At 67.0% G+C, this 20,944-nt stretch carries 23 protein-coding genes; 13 read left to right on the top strand and 10 right to left on the bottom strand.

The features are described from left to right. Positions 1–51: 51 nt before the first annotated feature. Positions 52–645, bottom strand: coding sequence for a bifunctional nicotinamidase/pyrazinamidase (gene pncA / locus Ga0080574_RS12050; protein ID WP_076699334.1), 594 nt, complete (start codon positions 643–645; stop codon positions 52–54). A 76-nt stretch (positions 646–721) separates the two neighbouring features. Here pncA and trhO point away from each other — a divergent pair, with 76 nt between their 5' ends. Continuing rightward, positions 722–1,648, top strand: coding sequence for an oxygen-dependent tRNA uridine(34) hydroxylase TrhO (gene trhO / locus Ga0080574_RS12045; RefSeq protein WP_076699331.1), 927 nt, complete (start codon positions 722–724; stop codon positions 1,646–1,648). 80 nt (positions 1,649–1,728) lie between these two features. Here trhO and fliP read toward each other — a convergent pair whose 3' ends face one another. From fliP to fliF, 4 genes are read right to left on the bottom strand one after another with little or no spacing between them, the layout of a single operon-like run. After that, on the bottom strand, positions 1,729–2,451 hold the full coding sequence (gene fliP, locus Ga0080574_RS12040; RefSeq protein ID WP_076699328.1) for a flagellar type III secretion system pore protein FliP: 723 nt from the start codon (positions 2,449–2,451) through the stop codon (positions 1,729–1,731). Positions 2,452–2,454: 3 nt separating this feature from the next. Beyond that, positions 2,455–2,742 (bottom strand): FliM/FliN family flagellar motor switch protein, encoded by a 288-nt coding sequence (locus tag Ga0080574_RS12035; protein WP_076699325.1) that lies wholly within the window; start codon positions 2,740–2,742, stop codon positions 2,455–2,457. After that, a complete protein-coding gene (locus Ga0080574_RS12030; protein ID WP_076699322.1) occupies positions 2,735–3,340 on the bottom strand; it encodes a FliH/SctL family protein in 606 nt (201 codons plus the stop codon). The genes Ga0080574_RS12035 and Ga0080574_RS12030 overlap by 8 nt, the downstream gene beginning before the upstream one ends. Further along, positions 3,337–4,953, bottom strand: coding sequence for a flagellar basal-body MS-ring/collar protein FliF (gene fliF / locus Ga0080574_RS12025; protein WP_076699319.1), 1,617 nt, complete (start codon positions 4,951–4,953; stop codon positions 3,337–3,339). Before fliF ends, Ga0080574_RS12030 begins: the two co-directional genes overlap by 4 nt. A gap of 115 nt (positions 4,954–5,068) precedes the next feature. Here fliF and Ga0080574_RS12020 point away from each other — a divergent pair, with 115 nt between their 5' ends. From Ga0080574_RS12020 to Ga0080574_RS12010, 3 genes are read left to right on the top strand one after another with little or no spacing between them, the layout of a single operon-like run. Beyond that, entirely contained in the window at positions 5,069–5,605 is a 537-nt protein-coding gene (locus Ga0080574_RS12020) for a flagellar basal body-associated FliL family protein (protein WP_076699316.1), read from the top strand. Positions 5,606–5,618: 13 nt separating this feature from the next. Continuing rightward, entirely contained in the window at positions 5,619–5,978 is a 360-nt protein-coding gene (locus Ga0080574_RS12015) for a hypothetical protein (RefSeq protein WP_076699314.1), read from the top strand. Then, on the top strand, positions 5,975–6,595 hold the full coding sequence (locus Ga0080574_RS12010) for a MotE family protein (RefSeq protein WP_076699311.1): 621 nt from the start codon (positions 5,975–5,977) through the stop codon (positions 6,593–6,595). The genes Ga0080574_RS12015 and Ga0080574_RS12010 overlap by 4 nt, the downstream gene beginning before the upstream one ends. A gap of 16 nt (positions 6,596–6,611) precedes the next feature. Here the strand turns inward: Ga0080574_RS12010 and trxC are convergent, their stop codons facing one another. Then, on the bottom strand, positions 6,612–7,037 hold the full coding sequence (gene trxC, locus Ga0080574_RS12005; protein ID WP_237219371.1) for a thioredoxin TrxC: 426 nt from the start codon (positions 7,035–7,037) through the stop codon (positions 6,612–6,614). Between the two features lie 146 nt (positions 7,038–7,183). Between trxC and Ga0080574_RS12000 the strand changes: the two genes are divergently transcribed. Together Ga0080574_RS12000 and Ga0080574_RS11995 are read left to right on the top strand one after the other, a co-directional pair. Continuing rightward, positions 7,184–7,744, top strand: coding sequence for a L,D-transpeptidase (locus tag Ga0080574_RS12000; RefSeq protein ID WP_076699305.1), 561 nt, complete (start codon positions 7,184–7,186; stop codon positions 7,742–7,744). Between the two features lie 178 nt (positions 7,745–7,922). Next, positions 7,923–8,126 carry a hypothetical protein gene (locus Ga0080574_RS11995; RefSeq protein WP_237219370.1) on the top strand — a complete coding sequence of 68 codons (204 nt, stop codon included), beginning with the start codon at positions 7,923–7,925 and terminating at the stop codon, positions 8,124–8,126. Between the two features lie 11 nt (positions 8,127–8,137). On the opposite strand, the gene Ga0080574_RS11990 is transcribed toward Ga0080574_RS11995, so the two are convergent. Then, the gene (locus Ga0080574_RS11990) at positions 8,138–8,824 is read right to left on the bottom strand and encodes an arylesterase (RefSeq protein ID WP_076699302.1); all 687 of its coding nucleotides are present in this window, start codon (positions 8,822–8,824) and stop codon (positions 8,138–8,140) included. 18 nt (positions 8,825–8,842) lie between these two features. Between Ga0080574_RS11990 and Ga0080574_RS11985 the strand changes: the two genes are divergently transcribed. From Ga0080574_RS11985 to Ga0080574_RS11975, 3 genes are all read left to right on the top strand, one after another. Continuing rightward, positions 8,843–9,538, top strand: coding sequence for an ABC transporter ATP-binding protein (locus Ga0080574_RS11985; RefSeq protein ID WP_076699299.1), 696 nt, complete (start codon positions 8,843–8,845; stop codon positions 9,536–9,538). Then, entirely contained in the window at positions 9,535–12,060 is a 2,526-nt protein-coding gene (locus Ga0080574_RS11980) for an ABC transporter permease (protein WP_076699296.1), read from the top strand. The genes Ga0080574_RS11985 and Ga0080574_RS11980 overlap by 4 nt, the downstream gene beginning before the upstream one ends. Before the next feature lie 71 nt (positions 12,061–12,131). Continuing rightward, positions 12,132–13,040, top strand: coding sequence for an inositol monophosphatase family protein (locus Ga0080574_RS11975; protein WP_076699293.1), 909 nt, complete (start codon positions 12,132–12,134; stop codon positions 13,038–13,040). Positions 13,041–13,078: 38 nt separating this feature from the next. On the opposite strand, the gene Ga0080574_RS11970 is transcribed toward Ga0080574_RS11975, so the two are convergent. Beyond that, a complete protein-coding gene (locus Ga0080574_RS11970) occupies positions 13,079–14,119 on the bottom strand; it encodes a glycosyltransferase family 4 protein (RefSeq protein WP_076699290.1) in 1,041 nt (346 codons plus the stop codon). Between the two features lie 5 nt (positions 14,120–14,124). Then, positions 14,125–15,783, bottom strand: a complete 1,659-nt coding sequence (locus Ga0080574_RS11965) for an NAD+ synthase (protein WP_076699287.1) — start codon at positions 15,781–15,783, stop codon at positions 14,125–14,127. A gap of 147 nt (positions 15,784–15,930) precedes the next feature. Here Ga0080574_RS11965 and Ga0080574_RS11960 point away from each other — a divergent pair, with 147 nt between their 5' ends. From Ga0080574_RS11960 to Ga0080574_RS11950, 3 genes are all read left to right on the top strand, one after another. Continuing rightward, entirely contained in the window at positions 15,931–17,409 is a 1,479-nt protein-coding gene (locus Ga0080574_RS11960; protein WP_076699284.1) for an MORN repeat-containing protein, read from the top strand. Continuing rightward, complete coding sequence (locus tag Ga0080574_RS11955) at positions 17,292–18,665, top strand: PhnD/SsuA/transferrin family substrate-binding protein (RefSeq protein ID WP_076699281.1); 1,374 nt, start codon at positions 17,292–17,294, stop codon at positions 18,663–18,665. Before Ga0080574_RS11960 ends, Ga0080574_RS11955 begins: the two co-directional genes overlap by 118 nt. 118 nt (positions 18,666–18,783) lie before the next feature. Next, on the top strand, positions 18,784–19,251 hold the full coding sequence (locus tag Ga0080574_RS11950) for a DsrE family protein (RefSeq protein WP_076699278.1): 468 nt from the start codon (positions 18,784–18,786) through the stop codon (positions 19,249–19,251). Here the strand turns inward: Ga0080574_RS11950 and Ga0080574_RS11945 are convergent, their stop codons facing one another. Next, the gene (locus Ga0080574_RS11945) at positions 19,252–19,734 is read right to left on the bottom strand and encodes a hypothetical protein (RefSeq protein ID WP_076699275.1); all 483 of its coding nucleotides are present in this window, start codon (positions 19,732–19,734) and stop codon (positions 19,252–19,254) included. 189 nt (positions 19,735–19,923) lie between these two features. Here Ga0080574_RS11945 and Ga0080574_RS11940 point away from each other — a divergent pair, with 189 nt between their 5' ends. Continuing rightward, positions 19,924–20,829: a YihY/virulence factor BrkB family protein gene (locus tag Ga0080574_RS11940; RefSeq protein ID WP_076699272.1), complete on the top strand. Its 906-nt coding sequence runs from the start codon at positions 19,924–19,926 to the stop codon at positions 20,827–20,829. Positions 20,830–20,944 lie beyond the last annotated feature (115 nt).

Raw genomic sequence — 20,944 nt, 5'->3', positions numbered from 1 at the left:
CTCTATCCGGACCATCTAGCCGTGCGCGGGTTAAGAAATCGGCAAATCCGCTCAGGTAAGCGTCACGCCCGCCGCGCGCATGCCCTCACGCGCCGCCGCGAGCGAGCCGCCGAGGTCGATGCCCCGGCAGGCGCTTTCCAGGACGGTGACGTCGAATCCCAGCTTGGCCGCGTCCACCGCCGAGAAATTCACGCAGAAATCGGTGGCGAGCCCGACCATCGTCAGCCGCCTGATGCCGCGCGTGCGCAGATAGCCCTCCAGCCCGGTGGGCGTGCTGTGGTCGTTCTCGAAGAAGGCCGAATAGCTGTCGATGGCCGGGCGGAAGCCCTTGCGGATCACCAGATCGGCGCGGTCGGTCTCCAGCTCCGGGTGGAACGCCGCCCCCGACGAGCCGATCACGCAATGATCCGGCCAGAGCACCTGCGGGCCGTAGGGCATCTCGGTCAGCTCGAACGGCGCCTTGCCGTCATGGCTGCTGGCAAAGGAGGAATGCCCCGCCGGGTGCCAGTCCTGCGTCAGGATGACGGCGTCGAACTCCGGCATCATGGCGTTGACCGGGGCGACGATCTCGTCGCCGCCGGCGACGGCCAGCGCCCCGCCGGGGCAGAAATCTGTCTGGAGGTCGATAACGATGAGCGCGTGCATGGGTCGGTCTCCTTCCGGTCGGCTGCGGCGATCCTCCCGCTTGCCCAGCGCCGATGCAAGGCGTATCTGGACGCCCATGTTCACCGTCTGCGCGCTCTATCATTTCACCCGGTTCGACGATCCCGACGCCCTGCGGGCGCCGCTGCTTGAGCTGTGCCGCGAGCACGCCGTCACCGGCACGCTGCTGCTGGCGCGCGAGGGGATCAACGGCACGATCGCCGGCCCGCGCGAGGGCATCGACGCGGTGCTGGCGCATATCCGCGCGCTGCCCGGCTGCGCCGATATCGTCTGGAAGCTGTCGAGTGCCGCCGAGCGGCCCTTTGCCCGGATGAAGGTGCGGCTGAAGCGCGAGATCGTCACCATGGGCCAGCCCGATGTCGATCCGCTGGCGCGGGTCGGGCATTACGTCGACCCGGCGGAGTGGAACGCGCTGATCCGGTCGCCGGATGTGGCGGTGATCGACACGCGCAACGATTACGAGGTCGCCATCGGCAGTTTCGAGGGTGCCGTCGATCCGCAGACCGAGAGCTTCCGCGATTTCCCCGCCTGGTGGGAAGAGAACAAGGCGCGGTTCCACAACAAGCGCATCGCGATGTTCTGCACCGGCGGCATCCGCTGCGAGAAATCCACCAACTGGCTGCTCGGTCAGGGGGTGGAGGAGGTCTATCACCTCAAGGGCGGCATCCTGAAATATCTCGAGGAGGTGCCGGAAGCGGAGAGCGCCTGGCAGGGCAGCTGTTTCGTCTTCGACGGGCGCGTTTCGGTGGAGCACGGGCTGCGCGAGGGGCCGCATCTGCTCTGCCATGCCTGTCGTCGTCCGATCCTGCCGGAAGACCGCGAGCGCCCGGAATACGAGCATGGCGTCTCCTGCCATCACTGCATTTCCGAGACCTCGGAGGAGGACAAGGCGCGGTTCCGCGAGCGGCAGAAGCAGATCGCGCTGGCCCGCGCCCGGGGCGTGCGTCACCTGCATGCGGATGTGCCGGACGATTCCGAAGTCTGACCCCGCGCCCCGGACCGGATCCGGGGCCTCATGGCCAGGGTGGAAGCCCCGGATCAGGTCCGGGGCGGGTGTTTCGCCGCTCAGAAATAGCTCCGGACCAGCGATCCGGCGAGCAGCGACCAGCCGTCGGCGATGACGAAGAAAGCGAGCTTGAAGGGCAGCGAGACGATGGCGGGCGGCACCATCATCATGCCCATCGACATCAGCACCGCCGCGACCACCAGATCGATGATCAGGAAGGGCAGGAAGATCAGGAAGCCCACCTGAAAGGCCCGCGCGATCTCGGACAGCATGAAGCTGGGGATCAGCACCGAGAGCGGCGCTTCGGGCGCCAGCGCCGTGCCACGCGCATCCGGGCGCAGATCGGCCATATTGTCGAAGGTCGCGGCATCGGTGCGCGCCGCCATGAAGCTGCGGAACGGCGCCAGCGTGCGGTCGAACGCCTCGGCGATCTCGATCTGTTCCTCGACCAGCGGTTGCAGCCCCTGTTCCCAGGCCTCGGTAAAGACCGGCTCCATCACGAAATAGGTCAGAAACAGCGCCAGGCTGACGATCAGCATATTGGGGGGCGATTGCTGCAAGCCCACCGCCTGGCGCAGGATCGACAGCACGGTGACCAGAAAGGGAAAGCAGGTCACCATGATCGCGATGCCGGGCGCGAGGCTCAGCAGCGTGATCAGCGCGATAAGCTGAAGGCTGGCGGCGGTGACCGAGCCACCGCCCAGATCCAGCGTGACCTCCTGCGCGGCGGCGGGACCGGCCAGCAGCAGCGCCGCCAGAATGAGGAGAACGCGCCGGATCATCGCTCAGGACGGGTTCTTCAGATCGACAACCTCGGTCAGCCGCACCGCGAGCTGGCCGTTCTCCGCCCCCTCGACCACCTCCAGCGCGCCGATGCCGATCAGCCGGTCGCCGACATAGAGCTCCACCGGATCCTCGAGCCGCTTGTCGAGCGTCAGCACCGAGCCTTCGCCCAGTTTCAGCAGGTCGCGCACCAGCGGTCGGGCGCGGCCCACCGAGACGGTGATCTCGATCGGGACGGATGTGAAAGGGGTCGCGGCGCCGGGCCCCGTGTCTTCGGTCATGTCATCCATGGGCGGTGTTCCTCCGGTTATCGTGCACAAAGCCCTGCACCGCCTGCGCCACCTCCTGCACAAGCCCGCCAAGGTCGATCTGCTTTTCGGTCTCGGCAAAGCGGATATCGGCCTGACCCTCGGCCAGCGTCGAATCCTCGACCAGTTTCAGCGGAAAGCCGAAATCCGCCTCGAGCAGCGGCATCACCGACTCGGCGCTGCCCGGCGCCACGGCGATCACCACGTCGAGCGTGCCGATCTCGCGCGCCATGGCGCGCAGCTGCTCGGCGATATGTTCGCCCAGAGTCTCGCGCAGCAGCGCCGGCAGCAGCTTGCCGACCACATCCTCGAGCAGCGGTGCGATGCCGTTGAGCACCTGGCTGTAGGCCTCGTGATAGGTGAAGGACAGATCCTGAAGATTCTGTGCAAAATCGCTGGCGATGCGGGCGTGATCGTCATTCTGCGCCTTGATCGCATCGTCCCAGCCGGCGCGATATCCGGTGTCGAAGGATTCGAGCCGCGCCGCCTCCAGTTCGCTGTCGTCATGCAGCGGCGCGGCGGGTTCGGGTGCGGCCCGGGCGGTGCCGAAATCCTCAAGAATCTCGCAGAGCCTGGTCATTGCGCGTCTTCCTTGTCATCGAGCCAGCTGCGCAGGATCTCGACCGTCTCGCTCTTGCGCTCTTCGATCAGGTTGCGCAGCCGGTCCACCGGGTCTTCCTCTGCGGGAGCATCGAAATCGACCATGCCCATGCCGCCGAATCCCTCGCCGCCGCCGAGCGACGGCAAGGGGGCGAAATCGTCCTCGTCGGGCGAGATCTCGCCCTCCAGCACCTGTGCCGACATGTCGCCGCCGCCGGGCAGCGCCAGCGCCCCGCCCTCAGCCGCGCCGCGCGCCGGCGCGGTCAGGATCGGGCGCACCACGAAGAGCCCCAGGATCAGCGCCACCACCGCCAGAACAGCCATCTGGATCAGCGTCATCGGATCCAGCGGCATCGAGAACCAGCCCGGCGCCAGCGGGCCGGTGCCCAGCCCCTCGGGCCGCTCGAAGGGCAGGGAACGCAGGGTGATCTCGTCGCCGCGCTCCTCCTCGAAACCGACGGCAGAGGCCACCAGATCGCGCAGCGCCGTCAGCTCCGCCTCGGGCAGCGGCACGAATGTCTGGGTGCCGTCTGCCGCCGTCTCGTAGCTGCCATTGACCAGAACGGCGACGGTCAGGCGCTTGATCGCTCCCGGCACGCGGGTGATTTCCCGCATAGTTTCAGAGACTTCGTAGTTTACGCGCTCGCGGGTCTCGGCGCTCTGGCTCGACGAGCTGTCGCCGCCCCCGGCCTCGCCGTCAGGCAGGTTGGAGGCGACGGTGACATCGCCGCCGCCGGTATCCTGGGAGGTGCTGCTCTGCTCCTCGGTATCGGTGGAGATCACCACGCGGCCCTCGGGATCGAACTGGCGCTGGCGAATCGTCTCGCTCTCGGTGACCGTATCGACGCTGACCTCGACCACCGCGTTGCCCAGCCCCACCCGCGCCTCGACCAGCCGCTGCACACGGTCGCGCAGCTGCGCCGCCTTGTCGTCGGCGGTAGGGCCGGCGCCGGTCTCGTCCTCGGCACCGATCAGCCCGCCCTTGCCGTCGATCACCGCCACATCCTCGGGCGTGAGCCCGGGCACGGCGGAGGCGACGAGATATTTCAGCGCCCGCGCCTGCTGTGGCGACAGCACCTCGCCGGCGGTGGTGACCGAGATCGAGGCCGAAGGCGTCACGTCGCGCTGGAAGGGATTCGCCGAGGAATTGGCGATATGCACCCGCGCCGTGGCAATATAGGGATTCGCGACGATGGTGCGCGCCAGCTCACCCTCCTTGGCGCGCCAATAGGCGGCATCGAACATCTGCGAGGTGGTGCCGAATCCCGACAGCCCGTCGAGCAGCTCGTAGCCCTGGTTGGAATTCGCCGGCAGCCCCTCGCTCGCGAGCGTCATGCGCAGTGTGTCGCGCTCTGTCTCGGGCACGAAAATGGCGCCGCCGCGCACCTCGTAGGGCACGCCGCGCGCTTCCAGCGCCGAGACCACCTCGCCCGCGGCGCCATTCTCCAGCCCCGCGTAAAGCAGCGCCATCGACGGCGTCGAGGCCATGCGCCCCATCGCCAGCAGTGCCAACAGCACTGCCGCGGATGCGGCGATGACGATCACCCGGCGCCGCGCGCCGAGGCCCTCCCAGATATGCGCGATCTGCTGCAAACCAACCTCCGTTCCGACCTTCTGCTCGGTGAGGGCATCATTGGACGATCAGCCTTAACAATCGGTTAGTCCCTGCACGGCTATAACGGGACAAGGTTGAAGAAGAGGCCTGCCCATGAGCGATGCCACCGCAGACGCCCCCGAAGAGGCGGACGTTCCGCAGAAGAAATCCTCGAAACTGCCGCTGATCGTCGGGCTGGTTCTGGCGCTGGCGGGCGGTGGCGGCGGATTCTACGCGGCGTCCTCGGGCCTGCTGCCCTTCGGCGGCGCCAAACCCGCCGGGGACGGCCATGGCGGCGATTCGCATGAGTCTGCCGGCGGCGGCGATCACGCCGCACCGATGCCGGATGCGAACGCCGCCTTTGTCGAGCTGCCGCCGCTGGTCATTTCCATGGGCTCCACCGCGAATCTGCACCACCTGCGGTTTCGCGCCAGCCTGGAGGTGCCGCCCGCCTATGCCGCCGATGTCACCACCTTGCAGCCGCGCATCATGGATGTGCTGAACACCTATCTGCGCGCGCTCGAACCCGCCGATATCGAGGCGCCGGGCGCGCTGATCAAGCTGCGCTCGCAGATCCTGCGGCGGCTCCAGCTCGTCGCCGGAGAGGGGCGCGTGCGCGACCTGCTGATCATGGAATTCGTCCTGACTTGAGAGGAAGACCGGAATGGAAATGATTGCCGACATCCTGCTTGCCGCGGGCGCGCTGGGCGCCGGATTCTACTGTTTCGTCCTGTCCCGGCGCCTGTCGAAATTCACCGATCTGGAAAACGGCGTCGGCGGGGCGGTGGCGGTACTCTCGGCGCAGGTCGACGATCTGACCCGCACGCTCGACGCCGCGCAGAGCGCAGCGGGCGAGTCCTCCGAGGCGCTCGAATCGCGGACAAAACGGGCGGAGGATGTCGCCAAGCGGCTCGAGCTGATGCTCGCCTCCATGCATGACCTGCCCGCCGCCGACGCGCCGGCCCCGGAGAAGGAGGCGGAGCCGATGTTCTTCCGCCATCCACGCAGCGGGGTGTCAGGATGAAGGCGCTGTTCGGGAAATCCGCCCGGCGCCGCAAAGGGCGGCGCGGCAAGGGCGTGCTGGCAGTGATCGGCGGGCTGCTCATCGCCTCGGCGGTGGCGCGGGTCGCGGTGCAGGCGACCGAGGCGCTGGCGCTGGAGGAGCCGGCCCCCGCGCCGGACACGGCACCAGCCAAAACCGCAGCCTCGGGCCTGCCGGGCTGCGCGGCGGAGGAAGATATCGCGCCGATCCTCGCCGCGTTGCAGGCGCGTGAGGAGCGTGTTGCCAAGCGCGAGGGGGATATCCAGACGCGGATGCAGGCGCTCGCCGTCGCCGAGGCGGAGATCGAGCGCAAGATGACCGCCATGGAAGAGGCCGAGCAAAAGCTGCGCGCCACCCTCGCCATGGCCGAAACCGCCGCCGAGGATGACGTGGCGCGGCTGACACAGGTCTATGCGACGATGAAGCCCAAGCAGGCGGCGGCGCTGTTCGAGGAGATGGATCCGGAATTCGCCGCCGGCTTCCTGGGCCGGATGCGACCCGATGCGGCGGCGGCGATCATGGCCGGGCTCAGCCCGCAAAAGGCCTATACGATCAGCGTCATGCTGGCGGGGCGCAATGCCCGGGCGCCGAAGGAATAACGCCCGGGCCGCGCGGTCAGCCGACGCGCGAGGCGAAGGCCTCGATCTGTGCTGCCGGCAGCGCTCCCGATTGCCGGCCGGACTCGCGCCCGCCGGCGAAACCGATCAGCGTCGGGATCCCCCGGATCCCGAAGGAGGCGGAGGCCTGCGGATGCATCTCCGTGTTCACCTTCACCAGCCGCGCCTTGCCCTTGAGCGACGCCGCGGCTTTGGAAAACTCCGGCGCCATCATCCGGCAGGGGCCGCACCAGGGCGCCCAGAAATCCACCACCAGCGGCATCTCGTCAGTGCGAATCGCTTTTGCCAGCGTTGCCGCATCCAGTTCCCGCGCCTTGCCCTCGATCAGCGCAGCGCCGCAGGTGCCGCATTTCGGGCCGGCAGTCAGCCGCTCCTGCGGCACACGGTTCGTCTGACCACACTCGAAACAGACCATTTTGACCATCGTCCGGTCCCCTTCCTTAATATTCATTTTTCATTATATGTGTCTCGCACGCCATCGTGACAATCCCCTTTGGAAACTCTTCATTGATTTCGCGTTTTTCCTGACGAGAATGAAAAAGCTGTCACAAGAGAATTCGAGCCACACCCATGATCAACCGCCGCAAATTTGTCGCCAGCGCCCTGGCAGGCACCGCACTTGCCGCCGCCGCGCCAGCCCATGCATTCGAAGTCGATCCGAAATTCCGTCCGCAGCAAGTGCGGATCAAGGCCGATCTCACCCCCGGTCAGATCCTGATCCTGCCGCGCGCGCACTTCCTGTATTACGTGGCCGAGCCCGGTCGCGCGATCCGTTATGGCGTCGGCGTCGGTAAGGCCGGCCTGGAATTCACCGGCGATGCGGTCATCCAGGTCAAGAAAGAATGGCCGACCTGGCGCCCGACAGACGAGATGATCGAACGCGACCCCGGCGCCTATGGCAAATTCAAGGACAACGATTACGTTCAGCCCGGCGGCCCCGGAAACCCGCTCGGGGCCCGCGCACTCTATCTCTTCCAGAACGGCCGCGACACCTATTTCCGTATCCACGGCACCACCGCACCGGAATCCATCGGTCGCTCGGTTTCGAACGGATGCATACGCATGCTGAACGACCATGTGATCGACCTCTACAATCGTGTGCCGCTGGGAACACCCGTGACGGTGATCTGAGAGGCCGCACCCACTTCGCGGCGCGGGTCCTCCGTGCCGCGATCCGGCGAGATTGCAGAAAATTCCCTCTAATCGCTCTGGAGAAGCCGCGAGTGCGCCACAATCCAGACAGAATCCGCAGCAATTAATTCTTTAGAAAGACTTGCAGCGTAGTTCGGAAAACGGACGGAGGGACGATATGGCGATGATGGCAATTCTGATGGGCAGTGTCCTGGGCTTTTTCGGCGCGCTCGTCGCCTGGCTCTTTCTCGATGTCACAGTGATGTCCGCTGTATCCCTCTACTTCGCCACCGCCTTGGGCTTTGGCCTTCTGCCGGTTCTTTCCTGCGCCCTGCGCAGCAGTCTCCGCGCCTCCCGCGTCACCGCCGGGGTCGCACATTAACCACCGACCTCCTAGCCCGCGTCGGCTATCCGCGCGATCAGCGCCTCTACCGACGGGCCAATCGCCTCGACGATCCGGGCAACGCCTTCGCCATTGGGATGAATCCCGTCCGGCTGCATCAATGAACGGGCCTCCTCAGACATCTCGCCATCGGGCATGATCCCCTCGAAAAAACTGGGAAAGAACAGCGCGCCATAGGCATCGGCCAGCTCGGGATAGAGCGCATCGAACGCCGCCTTATAGTCGGGGCCGTAATTGCCCGGTGCCTGCATGCCCACCAGCAGCACCTCGACATCCTTTTCCGCCGCGATCTTGAGAATGCCCTCGATATTGGCCCGCGCCACCTCCGGCGGCAGCCCGCGCAGCAGGTCGTTGCCGCCCAGCGTGACGATCATGCCCTCAATCTCCGGCGTCAGCGACCACCCGGCCCGCGACAGCCCGCCCGCCGTGGTGTCGCCCGACACACCGCCATTGACCAGCCGCACATCGTGGCCGCGCTCGGCCAGCCAGGCGCGCAGCTGCGGCACAAAACCCTCCTGCTCGATGAGCCCGTAGCCTTGCGTCAGGCTGTCGCCCAACGCCAGCAGATGCACGGTGTCCGCCCGGGCCGGCGCCGCCATCACGCTGCACAGCAGCAGGAGCAGCGCCAGCGCCTTGTTGAGCCGGGCCGCGGCCCCATATCTAAGCGAACTCATCATTGTTCCGGACGCTCCTTCATGCCCGATGCCGTTATTGCTCTCAAAGATGTCACGCTCAGCCTGCGCGGCAATGCCGGAATGGTGGAAATCCTGCATGGCATCTCTCTGACCATCGGCAAGGGCGAAACGCTGGGGCTGATCGGTCCGTCGGGCAGCGGCAAATCCTCTCTGCTCATGGTCATGGGCGGGCTGGAAAATGCCAGCACCGGCAGCGTCGACGTGCTCGGCCAGGATCTGACCGCGATGAACGAGGACCGGCTGGCGCGCTTCCGCCGGGATCACATGGGGGTGGTGTTCCAGAGCTTCAACCTCATCCCCACCATGACCGCGCTGGAAAACGTCGCCACGCCGCTGGAGCTCGCGGGGCACAAGGATGCCTTTGACCGCGCCGCCGCCGAGCTGGAGACCGTGGGGCTGGCACAGCGCGCCGATCATTACCCGGCGCAGATGTCGGGCGGCGAGCAGCAGCGCGTGGCGCTGGCCCGCGCCTCGGCGCCGCGCCCGGATATTCTGCTGGCCGATGAACCGACGGGCAATCTCGACGGCGCCAACGGCACGGCGATCATGGATCTGCTCTTTGGGCTGCGCGACCGGCATGGCGCGACGCTGGTGCTGGTCACCCATTCCAATACCTTGGCGCAGCGCTGCGACCGGGTGGTGCGGCTGACCGACGGGCGCGTGGACGACACCGCAGAGGCGAGGGCCGCCGAATGAGCCTCCGCATTGCCGCCCGCTTTGCCCGCCGCGAGCTGCGCGGAGGGCTGCGCGGCTTTCGTATCTTTCTGGCCTGTCTCGCGCTGGGTGTTGCCGCGATTGCCGGGGTCGGCTCGGTGCGCTCGGCCATCCAGGCGGGGCTGGCCGATCAGGGCGCGATCCTGCTGGGCGGCGACGCGCAGGCGAGATTCACCTATCGCTTTGCCGATGAGGCCGAACGCGCCTGGCTGGAGAGCATCTCGACCGCCGTGTCGGAGGTGACCGATTTCCGCTCCATGGCGGTGGTCGACGGCGGGGACGGGCCGGAACGCGGGCTGACTCAGGTGAAATCGGTCGACGATGCCTATCCGCTGCTGGGGCAGATGCAGCTCGACCCGCCGATGCCGCTGGCACAGGCGCTGGACGGGGCGGAGCATCCCGGCGCGGTGATGGCGCCGGTTCTGGCCGACCGGCTGGGGCTCTCCCCCGGCGACACGTTCCGGCTGGGCACGCAGCCCTTCACCCTCAGCGCGGTGATCGTAACCGAGCCCGACGATGCCGGCGACGGCTTCGGCCTTGGCCCGCGCACGCTGATGCGCACCGCCGATCTGGAGGGCTCGGGCCTGCTCGCGCCCGGTTCGCTGTTTGAAACCGAATACCGGCTGCTGGTTCCCAAGGGCAGCGATATGGATGCGCTGAAAGCCCAGGCCGAGGCGCAGTTCGAGGGCACCGGCGTGCGCTGGCGCGACGCCCGCAACGGCGCGCCGGGCATTGCGCGCTTTGTCGACCGACTGGGCGGGTTTCTGGTACTCGTGGGGCTCTCGGGGCTCGCGGTGGGCGGCATCGGCGTCTCGGCGGCGGTGCGGGCCTATCTGGCGCGCAAGACCTCGGTCATCGCGACGCTGCGCACGCTGGGGGCCAGCCGCCGGGTGATCTTTCTCACGTATTTCATTCAAATCGGCGCGCTGAGCCTTGTCGGCATCGCACTGGGGCTGATCCTCGGCGCCGCAATCCCGGTGCTGTTTTCTCCGATCATCGCCGCCTCACTGCCGATCCCGGTGATCCTTACCCTCTACCCCGAGCCGCTGGCCGAGGCCGCCATCTATGGCGTGCTGACCGCGCTGCTCTTCACCCTCTGGCCGCTGGCCCGCACCGAGGAGGTGCGCGCCGCCACCCTCTTCCGCGATGCGCTGGACAGCGCCCGCGCCCTGCCGGCGGCGCGCTATGTTATCGCCACGCTGCTGCTGCTCGCACTGCTTGTCGCGGTGGCCGCGCTGTTCTCCGGCGATCCGCGCATCACGCTGTGGACGGCGGGCGGCATCCTCTGCGCGCTGGTCATTCTGGCCATCGCCGCCTCCGGCATCCGCGCGCTGGCAAGGCGTGCCACGCCCGCCGCTAGAGGCCATCCGGTCTGGCGCTGGGCGCTGGGAGCGATTGGCGGGCCGCGCGAAACCGCCGCGTCGGTGGTGCTGTCGCTGGGGCTGGGCCTCTCGGTGCTCGCCGCCATCGGCCAGATCGACGGCAATCTGCGCGCCTCGATCAGCCGCGACCTGCCGGAGGTGGCCCCGTCCTATTTCTTTGTCGACATCCAGCCCGACCAGATCGACGGTTATCTTGCCCGACTGGAAGACGACCCCGCCGTTAGCCGCGTGGATACCGCGCCGATGCTGCGCGGGGTGATCACGCAGATCAATGGGCGGAACGCGCAGGAGGTGGCGGGCGATCACTGGGTGGTGCGCGGCGATCGGGGCATCACCTATGCGGCAGAGCCCGACAGCCGCACCATCGTCACCGAGGGCGAATGGTGGCCCGAGGATTACGACGGCCCGCCGCAGATCAGCTTTGCCCGCGAGGAGGCCGAGGAGATCGGCCTCAAGCTCGGCGACGAGATCACCTTCAACGTGCTTGGCCGCGACATCTCCGCGACGATCACCAGCTTTCGTGACGTGGATTTCTCCACCGCCGGGATCGGTTTTGTCATGACGCTGAACCCCGCCGCGTTGCAAGGCGCACCGCATACTTTCATCTCGACCGTTTATGCCGAGCCGGAGGCCGAAGCGCAGATCCTGCGCGATCTGGCCGGGGCCTATCCCAATATCACCGCGATCCGGGTGCGCGACGCCATCGACCGGGTGAGCGTGCTGCTCGAAGGCATCGCGGGCGCCATCCGCTGGGGCGCGGCGGCGACGCTGCTCACCGGCTTTCTGGTGCTGATCGGCGCGGCGGCGGCGGGCGAGGGCGCGCGCACCTATGAGGCGGCGGTGCTGAAGACGCTGGGCGCCAGCCGTGCCCGCATCCTGCAAAGCTTTGCCCTGCGCTCGGCACTGCTGGGCGCAGCCGCCGGGGTGGTGGCGCTGGGGGCGGGGATCTTGGGCGGCTGGGCGGTCAGCACCTTCCTGATGGAGACGGAATTCGGCGTCATCTGGTCCTCGGCGCTCGGGATCATCGCGGGTGGCGTGCTGGCGACGCTTCTGGCGGGGCTGGGCTTTGCCTGGCGCCCGCTGGCGGCACGGCCCGCGCAGGTTCTGCGGGCGCGCGAATAGCCGCCTTGAATACCAGGGCGCTGGCTGGCAAATCCTAGGGGACCCCGAGGCTGCCACGGACCTTCCCACTGATGACCGATTCCCTGCCCATGCCGATCTCGACGCTGACCAAGGCGCAGCGCACCTCCATCATGAACCTCGTGCGCCGGGCCGCGCGCACCGAGATCATGCCGCGCTTTCGCAGTCTCGACGCTGCCGACATCTCGCAAAAGACCAGCCGGCAGGATCTGGTGACCGACGCCGACCGCGCCGCCGAGGCGATGATCGCGCGCGGGCTGGTCAATCTGTTCCCCAACGCGCTGATCGTGGGCGAGGAGAATGTCGCCGAGCACCCCGAGGTGGTCGACAAGATCGCCGAGGCGGAGCTGGCCTTCACCATCGACCCGGTGGACGGCACCTGGAATTATGCGCATGGGCTCGCCACTTTCGGCGTGATCCTCTCGGCGCTGCGCTTCGGCGTGCCGGTCTTCGGCCTGCTCTACGATCCGGTGATGGACGATTTCATCCTGGGCGAGACCGGCGGCCCGGCGGAAATGACGGTGCCCAAGCGCCGGATCGTGCGGCCGCTCTCGGTGTCGCAGGGCGGCCCGGTCGAGGAGCTTCAGGGCTATCTGCCGCTCTACATGCTGCCCGAGGACAAGCAGGCGCCCATGGCGCAGCTGATGACCCGGTTCGAGCGCGCCCTGTCGCTGCGCTGCTCGGCGCATGAATTCCGGATGCTGGCGCAGGGCCATGTGGATTTTGTGCTCTCGGCGCGGCTGACCCCCTGGGACCACGCCGCCGGCGCGCTGCTCTGCCAATGCGCGGGCGGGCATGTGGCGATGCTGGACGGGTCCGATTACAACGCCGCCAAGCGCGAGGGCTATCTGCTCTGCGCCTCTAACGCCGCCACCTGGAACCGCATCCGCGACGCGATGAGCTTTCTGCTCGATACGCCCGAGGCAGAAACCGAAACGATCACGGAAGACGTCAGCGCCTGAGCCGGACCGGCACATGGGCCTCCTGACATGCAGGAGGTCTACCCTTCGTCGATCAGCGCCTGCATCCGCGCGACAAAGCGCTTGGGCCCCAGATCGTCCAGCGCCGTCGCGCGGGCGCCCTGCCCCAGCCTGTCGCGCAGATCCGCATCACCGATCAGCCGCTCCAGCGCCACGCGGACGGTCTCGGGGGCGAGCGGATCGACCAGCAGCCCGTTCTCGCCCTCGCGGATATAGCCCGCCGACCCGGCTTCGGTGGAGATCACCGGCACGCAGCCATAGGCCATCGACTCGGCGGGCGCGAACCCCAGCGGCTCATCAAAGCTCGGCAGGATGCAGATATCGGAGGCGGCATAGAGCGCCGGCATCTCGGAAAACGGGATGAGGCCGCGCATGTCGATCCAGTCCTCCGCCTCTGCCGCGTCTTTCAGCGCGGCGTAATGGGCACGATCCTCGGGTGTGTCGAGCACGCGCTCGGAGCCGATCAGGATCAGCCGCGCCTTGCCCGCCCGGCCCGCCGCACGCATGCCGTCCACCACCAGGTGCTGCATCTTGCGGCGCTGCCCGAGCTTGGCGACGCAGAGCACCGTCACCGGGGCCGTGCTGCTACGCTCCGGCATCGGCGGCGGCGGATCGCCCACCACCGGCCAGGGCAGGTAGCGCGCCCAGGCGTCGGGTCGCGTGTCGCCCAGACCGAGAGACGCGGTCACCCGCCGGATCGGCAGCCCCTTGCGCCAGAGATAGAAGCGCCGCGAGAGCGGCTCGTGCCGGCGATAGGGATGCAGATCGTAGGACCAGAGCGCCGAACCCTGCCGCCGCCCGATCTTTGCTGCCGCGAACCTCAACGCCGCGCTGTTGCGCAGAAAGGCGATGTCGGGGTTGAACGCCCGCCACGCCTCGGTCATCGCGGCGGTATCGGACGGGTCGGCAAAGACCTGCGGTTCGATCACCGAATGATCCTCGGCGCCGCCCGATTGCGAGGCCCAGACCGCGACCTTTGCTCCGGCATCGGTCAGTGCCCGCACCGCAAAGGCCAGATTGGTATGAAACCGCGGAACGACGAAGAGGATGTTCGCCTGCATCGCGCTCAGCTCGGATCGCGCCAGCGGTTGACGATGGGATAGCGGCGGTCGAGCCAAAAGGCGCGTTTCGACAGCCGCGCACCGGGCGCCGACTGAAAGCGTTTATATTCCGAGATATAGAGCAGATGCTCCACCTTCTTAGCATCCGCCCGGTCGTAGCCCGCCGCGACGCAATCGGCGATGGAGCCGTCGTCGTCCACGAGGATCTGGAGAATGCCGTCCAGCACCGGGTAGTCGGGCAGCGAGTCGCTGTCCTTCTGATCTTCGCGCAGCTCGGCGGAGGGCGGCTTGGTGATGATGCGGTCCGGAATCGGCGCATGTTCCGGCCCCATCATCCAGGGGCGGTGATTGGCGTTGCGCCAGCGGCAGATGTCGAAAACCCGGGTCTTGTAGAGATCCTTGATCGGGTTGTAGCCGCCCGCCATGTCGCCATAGATCGTGGCATAGCCCACCGCGACCTCGGATTTGTTGCCGGTGGTGAGCAGCATTTCGCCGAACTTGTTGCTGAGCGCCATGAGCAGCAGCCCGCGCAGCCGCGACTGGATGTTTTCCTCGGTGAGATCCGGCTTCAGCCCCTCGAAAAGCGGCGCCAGCGTATTGGTGATCGCGTCGCGTCCCTCGGCGATGGGCACGAAATCATAGTGACAGCCGAGCCGCTCGGCGCAGGCCTTGGCATCCTCCAGCGAATGCTCGGAAGTGTATTCCGATGGCAGCATGACGCAGCGCACATTCTCCGCACCCAGCGCATCCACGGCGATGGTCGCCACCAGCGCCGAGTCGACGCCGCCCGAGAGCCCCAGCAGCACCTTGCCGAAACCGGTCTTGCGGCAATAATCGCGCAGGGCCAGCACCATGGCGTGGTAATCCTGCTCCATCGCGTCGGGATGGCGGGTGAAATCGCCCTCCAGCACGCGCCAGCCGTCTTCGGTGCGCTCCAGGTCCACATGCGCCAGCATCTCCTCGAAGACCGGCAGCTGCACCGCCACCGCGCCATGCGGATTCAGCGCAAAGCTGCCGCCGTCGAAGATCTGGTCGTCCTGCCCGCCCACCATGTTCAGGTAGATCAACGGCAGGCCGGTCTCGACCACGCGGGCGACCATCTTGTTGAGGCGTGTTTCATATTTGTTGCGGAAATAGGGCGAGCCGTTGGGCACCAGCAGGAATTCCGCGCCGGTCTCGGCCAGTGTCTCGGCCACGTCCTCGTACCAGGCATCCTCGCAGATGGGCGAGCCGACGCGGGTGTTGCCCACCGCATAGGGGCCACCGATGGGGCCGCTGTCATAGATGCGCAGCTCGTCGAAGACATTGTAATTCGGCAGGTGGTGCTTGAAGACCTGCGTGACCATCTTGCCGCCTCGGCAGATGACATAGGCGTTGTAAAGCTCCGTCCCCTCGACCCAGGGCGTGCCGATGGCCAGCGTCGGGCCGTCGGCGCAATCCTCGGCCAATTGCTTCACCGCCGCCATGCAGTCGAGCGTGAAGGCATGTTTCAGCGGCAGATCCTGCGCATTGTAGCCGGCGATGAAGAGCTCGGGCATTGCCACCATGTCGGCGCCCGCGGCCTTGCCCTGCTCCCAGGCGTCGCGCGCCTGCGCGGCATTGCCCGCAAGATCGCCCATCGTGGGGTTGAGCTGCGCGATGGTCAGGCGGAAACGGTCGGCCATACGCCCTGTCCTTTCAGTCACATCCTCGTGCCGACATAGCAGAACCACGCCGGAGGGAAAGCCGGGCGGGGCAAAAGAGATTGTCAGCCCACCGGGGCTTGTTTACCTTCCGGGCAAAGGGAGAGGCAATCCGGCAAGGATCCATCAATGAGACGCGCAGGCACGATAGTCGCCGCCGCCTTTCTGGCCATCACGGGCAGTGCCATGGCGCAGGACGGCGAGGTGATCACCAAGCAGTTCGACGATGGCGGGGTCTATGAAGGCACCTTCCGCGATGGGCTGCGCGACGGCACCGGCACCTACCGGCTGCCCAACGGGTTCGAGTACACCGGCAACTGGGTCGCGGGCGAGATCACCGGCGAGGGCGTCGCGCGCTATCCCAGCGGCGCGATCTACGAGGGCCAGTTCGCCAAGGGCAAGCCCGAGGGGATTGGGCGCATCGTGCTGGCCGATGGCAGCATCTACGAGGGCTCCTGGCTCGACGGCAAGATCACCGGCAAGGGCGTGATCCAGTACGCCAACGGCTCGCGCTACGAGGGCTCGTTCCGCAACGCGCTGCACCATGGACGCGGCGTGATGACCGCGCCAAACGGCTATCGTTACGAGGGCGACTGGGTGAACGGCGTCGAAGAGGGCAACGCCACGATCACCTATCCCGACGGCTCGGTCTATGAGGGCCGGGTCGCCAATGGCGAGCGCTCGGGCCAGGGCACGCTGACCATGGCGGACGGGCTGGTCTATGAAGGCATGTGGCGCGAGGGCCAGCAGGACGGCAGCGGCACGCTGACCCTGCCCAACGGCGATATCTACGAGGGCGAGCTGGTGGATGGGCGCCGCGAGGGGCAGGGCAAGGAAACCTATGCCAATGGCGATGTCTACGAGGGCGCCTTCAACAACGACCAGCGCCAGGGCTACGGCGTCTTCACCGGCGCCGACGGTTACCGGCTTGAGGGCAACTGGGTCGCTGGCCAGATCGAGGGCGAGGGCCGCGTGGTCTATCCCGATGGTTCGGTCTACGAGGGCGAGATCCGCGGCGATCTGGCGAACGGGCAGGGCAAGACCACCTATCCCGACGGCTCGACCTATGAGGGCGACTGGGTCGACGGGGTGATCGAGGGGCAGGGGCGCGCCACCTATCCCAACGGCGTGGTCTATGAGGGCGAATTCGGCAATGCCCGCTATAACGGGCAGGGCAAGATCACCTATCCCGACGGCTACACCTATGAGGGCGCCTGGAAGGACAACCAGCGCCACGGCAAGGGCACCGCGCGCTATGCGGACGGCGCGGTCTATACCGGCAATTTCCGCGAGGATCAGCGCCACGGGCAGGGCGAGATCACCATGCCCGACGGGTTCCGCTATTCCGGCGGCTGGGTGAACGGCACGTTCGAGGGAGAGGGCGTGGCCACCTATGCCAATGGCGATGTCTATGAGGGCATGTTCAGCAACGGCAAACGCGAGGGAGAGGGAGTCCTGCGCTATGCCACCGGGGAGGAGGCCTCGGGCGAATGGGTCAACGGGGTGCTGACAACCGCGACGCCGGTGGACTCCGAGGAGGACGGATCCGCAGAGGGCGCCGAGGAAGCGGCAGACACACAGGACGGAGAGAGCACCGGCGGCAACTGAGCGGCGGCGGGCGGCTCTGGCTGTTCGCGCTGCTGCTCTGCTGCCTGTCTCTGACGCTCGCGCCCCTTCGCGCCCGGGCGCAGGAGGCCGAAGAGCCGGGCATCCGCATCGGCGTGCTGGCCTATCGCGGCTGGGATGAGGGGCGCGACGACTGGCAGCCGCTGGCGCGCTATCTATCGGCCCGGCTGGAGGGCAGGCCGGTGCGCATGGTGCCGGTCACGCTCAGTTCGGCGGCGCTGCTGATCGAGACCGGCGCGCTGGATTTCCTCGTCACCAATCCCGGCCATTACCTGACGCTGGCCAAGACATATCCGATGAGCGTTCTGGCGACCCGCGCGCGCCGGCTCTCCGATGGCAGCCGGTCGACCAGCTTCGGCAGCACGCTGGTGGCACGCCGGGGCACCGGGCTCGACTCCTTCGCGGCGCTCAAGGGCGCGCGGGTCGCAGCGGTCAGCCCGCGCGGCTTCGGCGGGTTCCAGACGGTGTGGTTCGAGGCGCGAGAACAGGGCATCGACCTGCTCACCGCGCCCTCGGAGACGATCTTTCTCGGCTTTCCGATGGACCGCATCGCCAATGCGGTGCTGGCGGGTGAGGCGGATATCGGCATTCTGCGCAGCGGGCTGCTGGAGCGCCTCGCCGCCGACGGCATCATAGATCTGGCCGCATTGGAGGTGCTCGACCCCGGGGCGAGCTACACCCATGCGGATGCGGTCAGCACGCGGCTCTATCCGGAATGGCCATTTCTGGCGCTCGCGCGCACCGACCCGGCGCTGGTCAACGCGGTGGCGCTGGCGCTGCTGCAAAGCCGCGCCAGCGGGCTGCGCGATGTCTGGCGCGCGCCGGTGAGCTACCTCGCCGCCGAGCGCCTGCTTGCCGCCTATGGCGCGGAGACCGCCGCCGGGTCGGCGCCCGCTGCCCGCATCCCGCTGCTGGTCTGGATCACAATGGCCGCCTCGCTGGCCGGCATTGCCGCGCTGATGCTCTGGCTGCGTCGGGCCGGCGTGGCGCAAGCCGCGCCCCCTGCCCCGGCCCAAGCCGCCGAGGTCGATCTGACCCGGCGCGAACGGCAGATCCTGCACCTGGTAAGCCGGGGGTTGTCGAGCAAGGAGATCGCCGCCCGGCTCGGGGTCAGCCCCAAGACGGTGGAGTTCCACCGCTCGAACCTGTTGCGCAAGTTCGATGTGCGCAGTGCGGCGCAACTGATCAGCGTGGCCGGCGAACAGGCGCGCCCAGAGGGTGAAACCGGCCAAACCTAGGGTATTCCCGAGGGGTTTCCTGCGGCAAATCACGGGAATCGTCCGGCTACCGGGCCGCGCGCCTCGCGTGTCAGCCTTTCCTCATCGGGCAATCGCCCGCATTCAGGGAGGAAACATCATGATCACACGCCGCATCTTTGCCGGTCTTTGCCTGACCGCCCCCGCCGCCGCCGTGCTCACCGCAACCGAAGCCGCCGCGCAGATGGGGGCCTACGGCAAGCAGAAGGTGGTCTATCACATCAACTATCCGGGCGGTGAGGGCGACAAGGCCTATCGCGGTGCCCTGCGCAACATCCAGAACCATATCAATGCGCTCGGCGCCGAGAATGTCGAGGTGAAAGTGCTTCTGCACGGCAACGGCATCGGCCTGCTCCAGAACGCCAATACCGACACAGCGCTGCAAACCTCTGTGGGCTCGCTGAAATCGCAGAACGTGTGCTTTCATGTCTGCAACAACACGCTGGTCGGACGCGAGATCGACTATTCCAACGACCTCTACGATGTCTGGGAGGAGGATATCGTAATGTCGGGCGTTGCCGAACTGAGCAAGCTTCAGATAGACGGCTTTACCTATATCAAGCCGTGATCAGCACCGGGGCACACCCATGCGGATCAGCTCGGCCCCGCTAAGCGACATGTAGCCCCGGGTCACATAGCGGGCCTGGGTCAGGAACCAGCTGGAAACCTGCGGCGGATAGTGTTGCGCCATCCGCCGCGACCAGTAATCGAACCGCTCCGAACTGATCGGGTCGGACAGATAGCTCGGGCCGTGAAAGCCGAACCGTGTTGCCGGGCTGACGCAGACATTGCCCGCCCCGAGATAGAGCGTACAGGCCGAAAGGCAGTAGCTGCCACGGATCTCAACCCGGTCGCCGCGCGCCCGCATGCGACGGATCTCTTCGAACCGGGGCTTCAGCCGCCCGCCGGGATCGTTGCCGATCACCCGCACCGGGCCACCGCCCCAGCCATATTGCGGTGCGGCCTGCGCGGGCGGCGCAGAGACAAAAACGGCCACGGCAAGGAGGGCGATTGCCGAAAAACGGAGGAAGAACGTGGGACTCGGACACATGCGGTCGGCTCCTTTTGAGCTTGCAGGAAAGGCGGGCCATGGCCCGGCGCAGTCCGACCGCATCGGATTCGGGTTTATTCCCGGTTGATGTGCGAATTCTCCTAAAATTGCGTGGAATCATCGGGGCTTCGCGTGCCGCCGGTGCGAAGGCGCATTGACGCCACGTCCGGGAGGCGGTCTTTTGTGGGCATGAGCGAGATCCCGCCCGACACCGACACCACCCCCGATGCCGAACCCCAGCGCACAAAGCTGGGGCTGGGCGACTGGCTGCGCGCGCTCTGGCAGACCTGGCAGCGCATGGACCAGCGCAATCTCGGGCTTATCGCCGCGGGGGTGGCGTTTTACGCCTTCTTGTCGCTATTTCCCGCGATCTCGGCGGTGATCGCGATCTGGGGCTACTGGGCCGATCCGGTGGTGATCGCCGAACAGATGGAGCTGCTGCGCGAGATGATCCCGGAACAGGCCTTTACGCTGCTCGCCACACAGGTGGATCAGCTCATCTCGGCCAACCGCTCTACGCTGCAATGGGCCTCGGTGATCTCGATCATGGTGGCGATCTGGTCCTCGCGCGCCTCGGTCGCGGCGCTGATACGCGGGCTGAACGCGGTGGCGGAAACCCCGCATCGCGAAAACGCCATCCGCAGGCTCGCCGTCGCCGTGCTGCTGACCGGGCTGCTGGTGATCACCGCACTGCTGGCCTTTGCCGCCGTGGTGATCCTGCCCGCCGCGCTGGCCTTTCTCCGCCTGCCGCTGCCGGTCGAGCTGGCGGTGAGCGGGGTGAAATGGCTGATCCTGCTGGCGGTGGTGTTTTTCGCCATCGCGCTGCTCTACCGCTACGGGCCGAACCGGCGGCAATCGCGCATGCGCTGGCTGACCCCCGGCGCGCTGATCGCGCTTCTGGCCTGGGCGGCAGGCTCGTTCCTGCTCACCGGCTATGTGCGCAATTTCGACCGGCTGAACGAGGTCTACGGCTCGCTCGGCGCGGTGGTGGCGCTGCTGCTGTGGTTCTACGTGAGCGCGCTGGTCACCCTGCTCGGCGCGCAACTCAATACCGAGCTCGACCGGCAGCGCAAACGCCGCGAAGAAATTTTCTGAAGCGCAGGGAACGGTTTGTGCATGGCGGCGTTAGGTTCTCAAGGGCGCCTGTATCGTCCTGTCCCTAAGCGTGCCCCAACCCTGTCCCGACTTCCCTCATGTGGCACGCGTACCT

The organism is Salipiger abyssi (assembly GCF_001975705.1).
Classification (GTDB): domain Bacteria; phylum Pseudomonadota; class Alphaproteobacteria; order Rhodobacterales; family Rhodobacteraceae; genus Salipiger; species Salipiger abyssi.
Note: the sequence above shows the minus strand (reverse complement) of the source record. Positions and strands in the feature narration are given on the sequence as shown.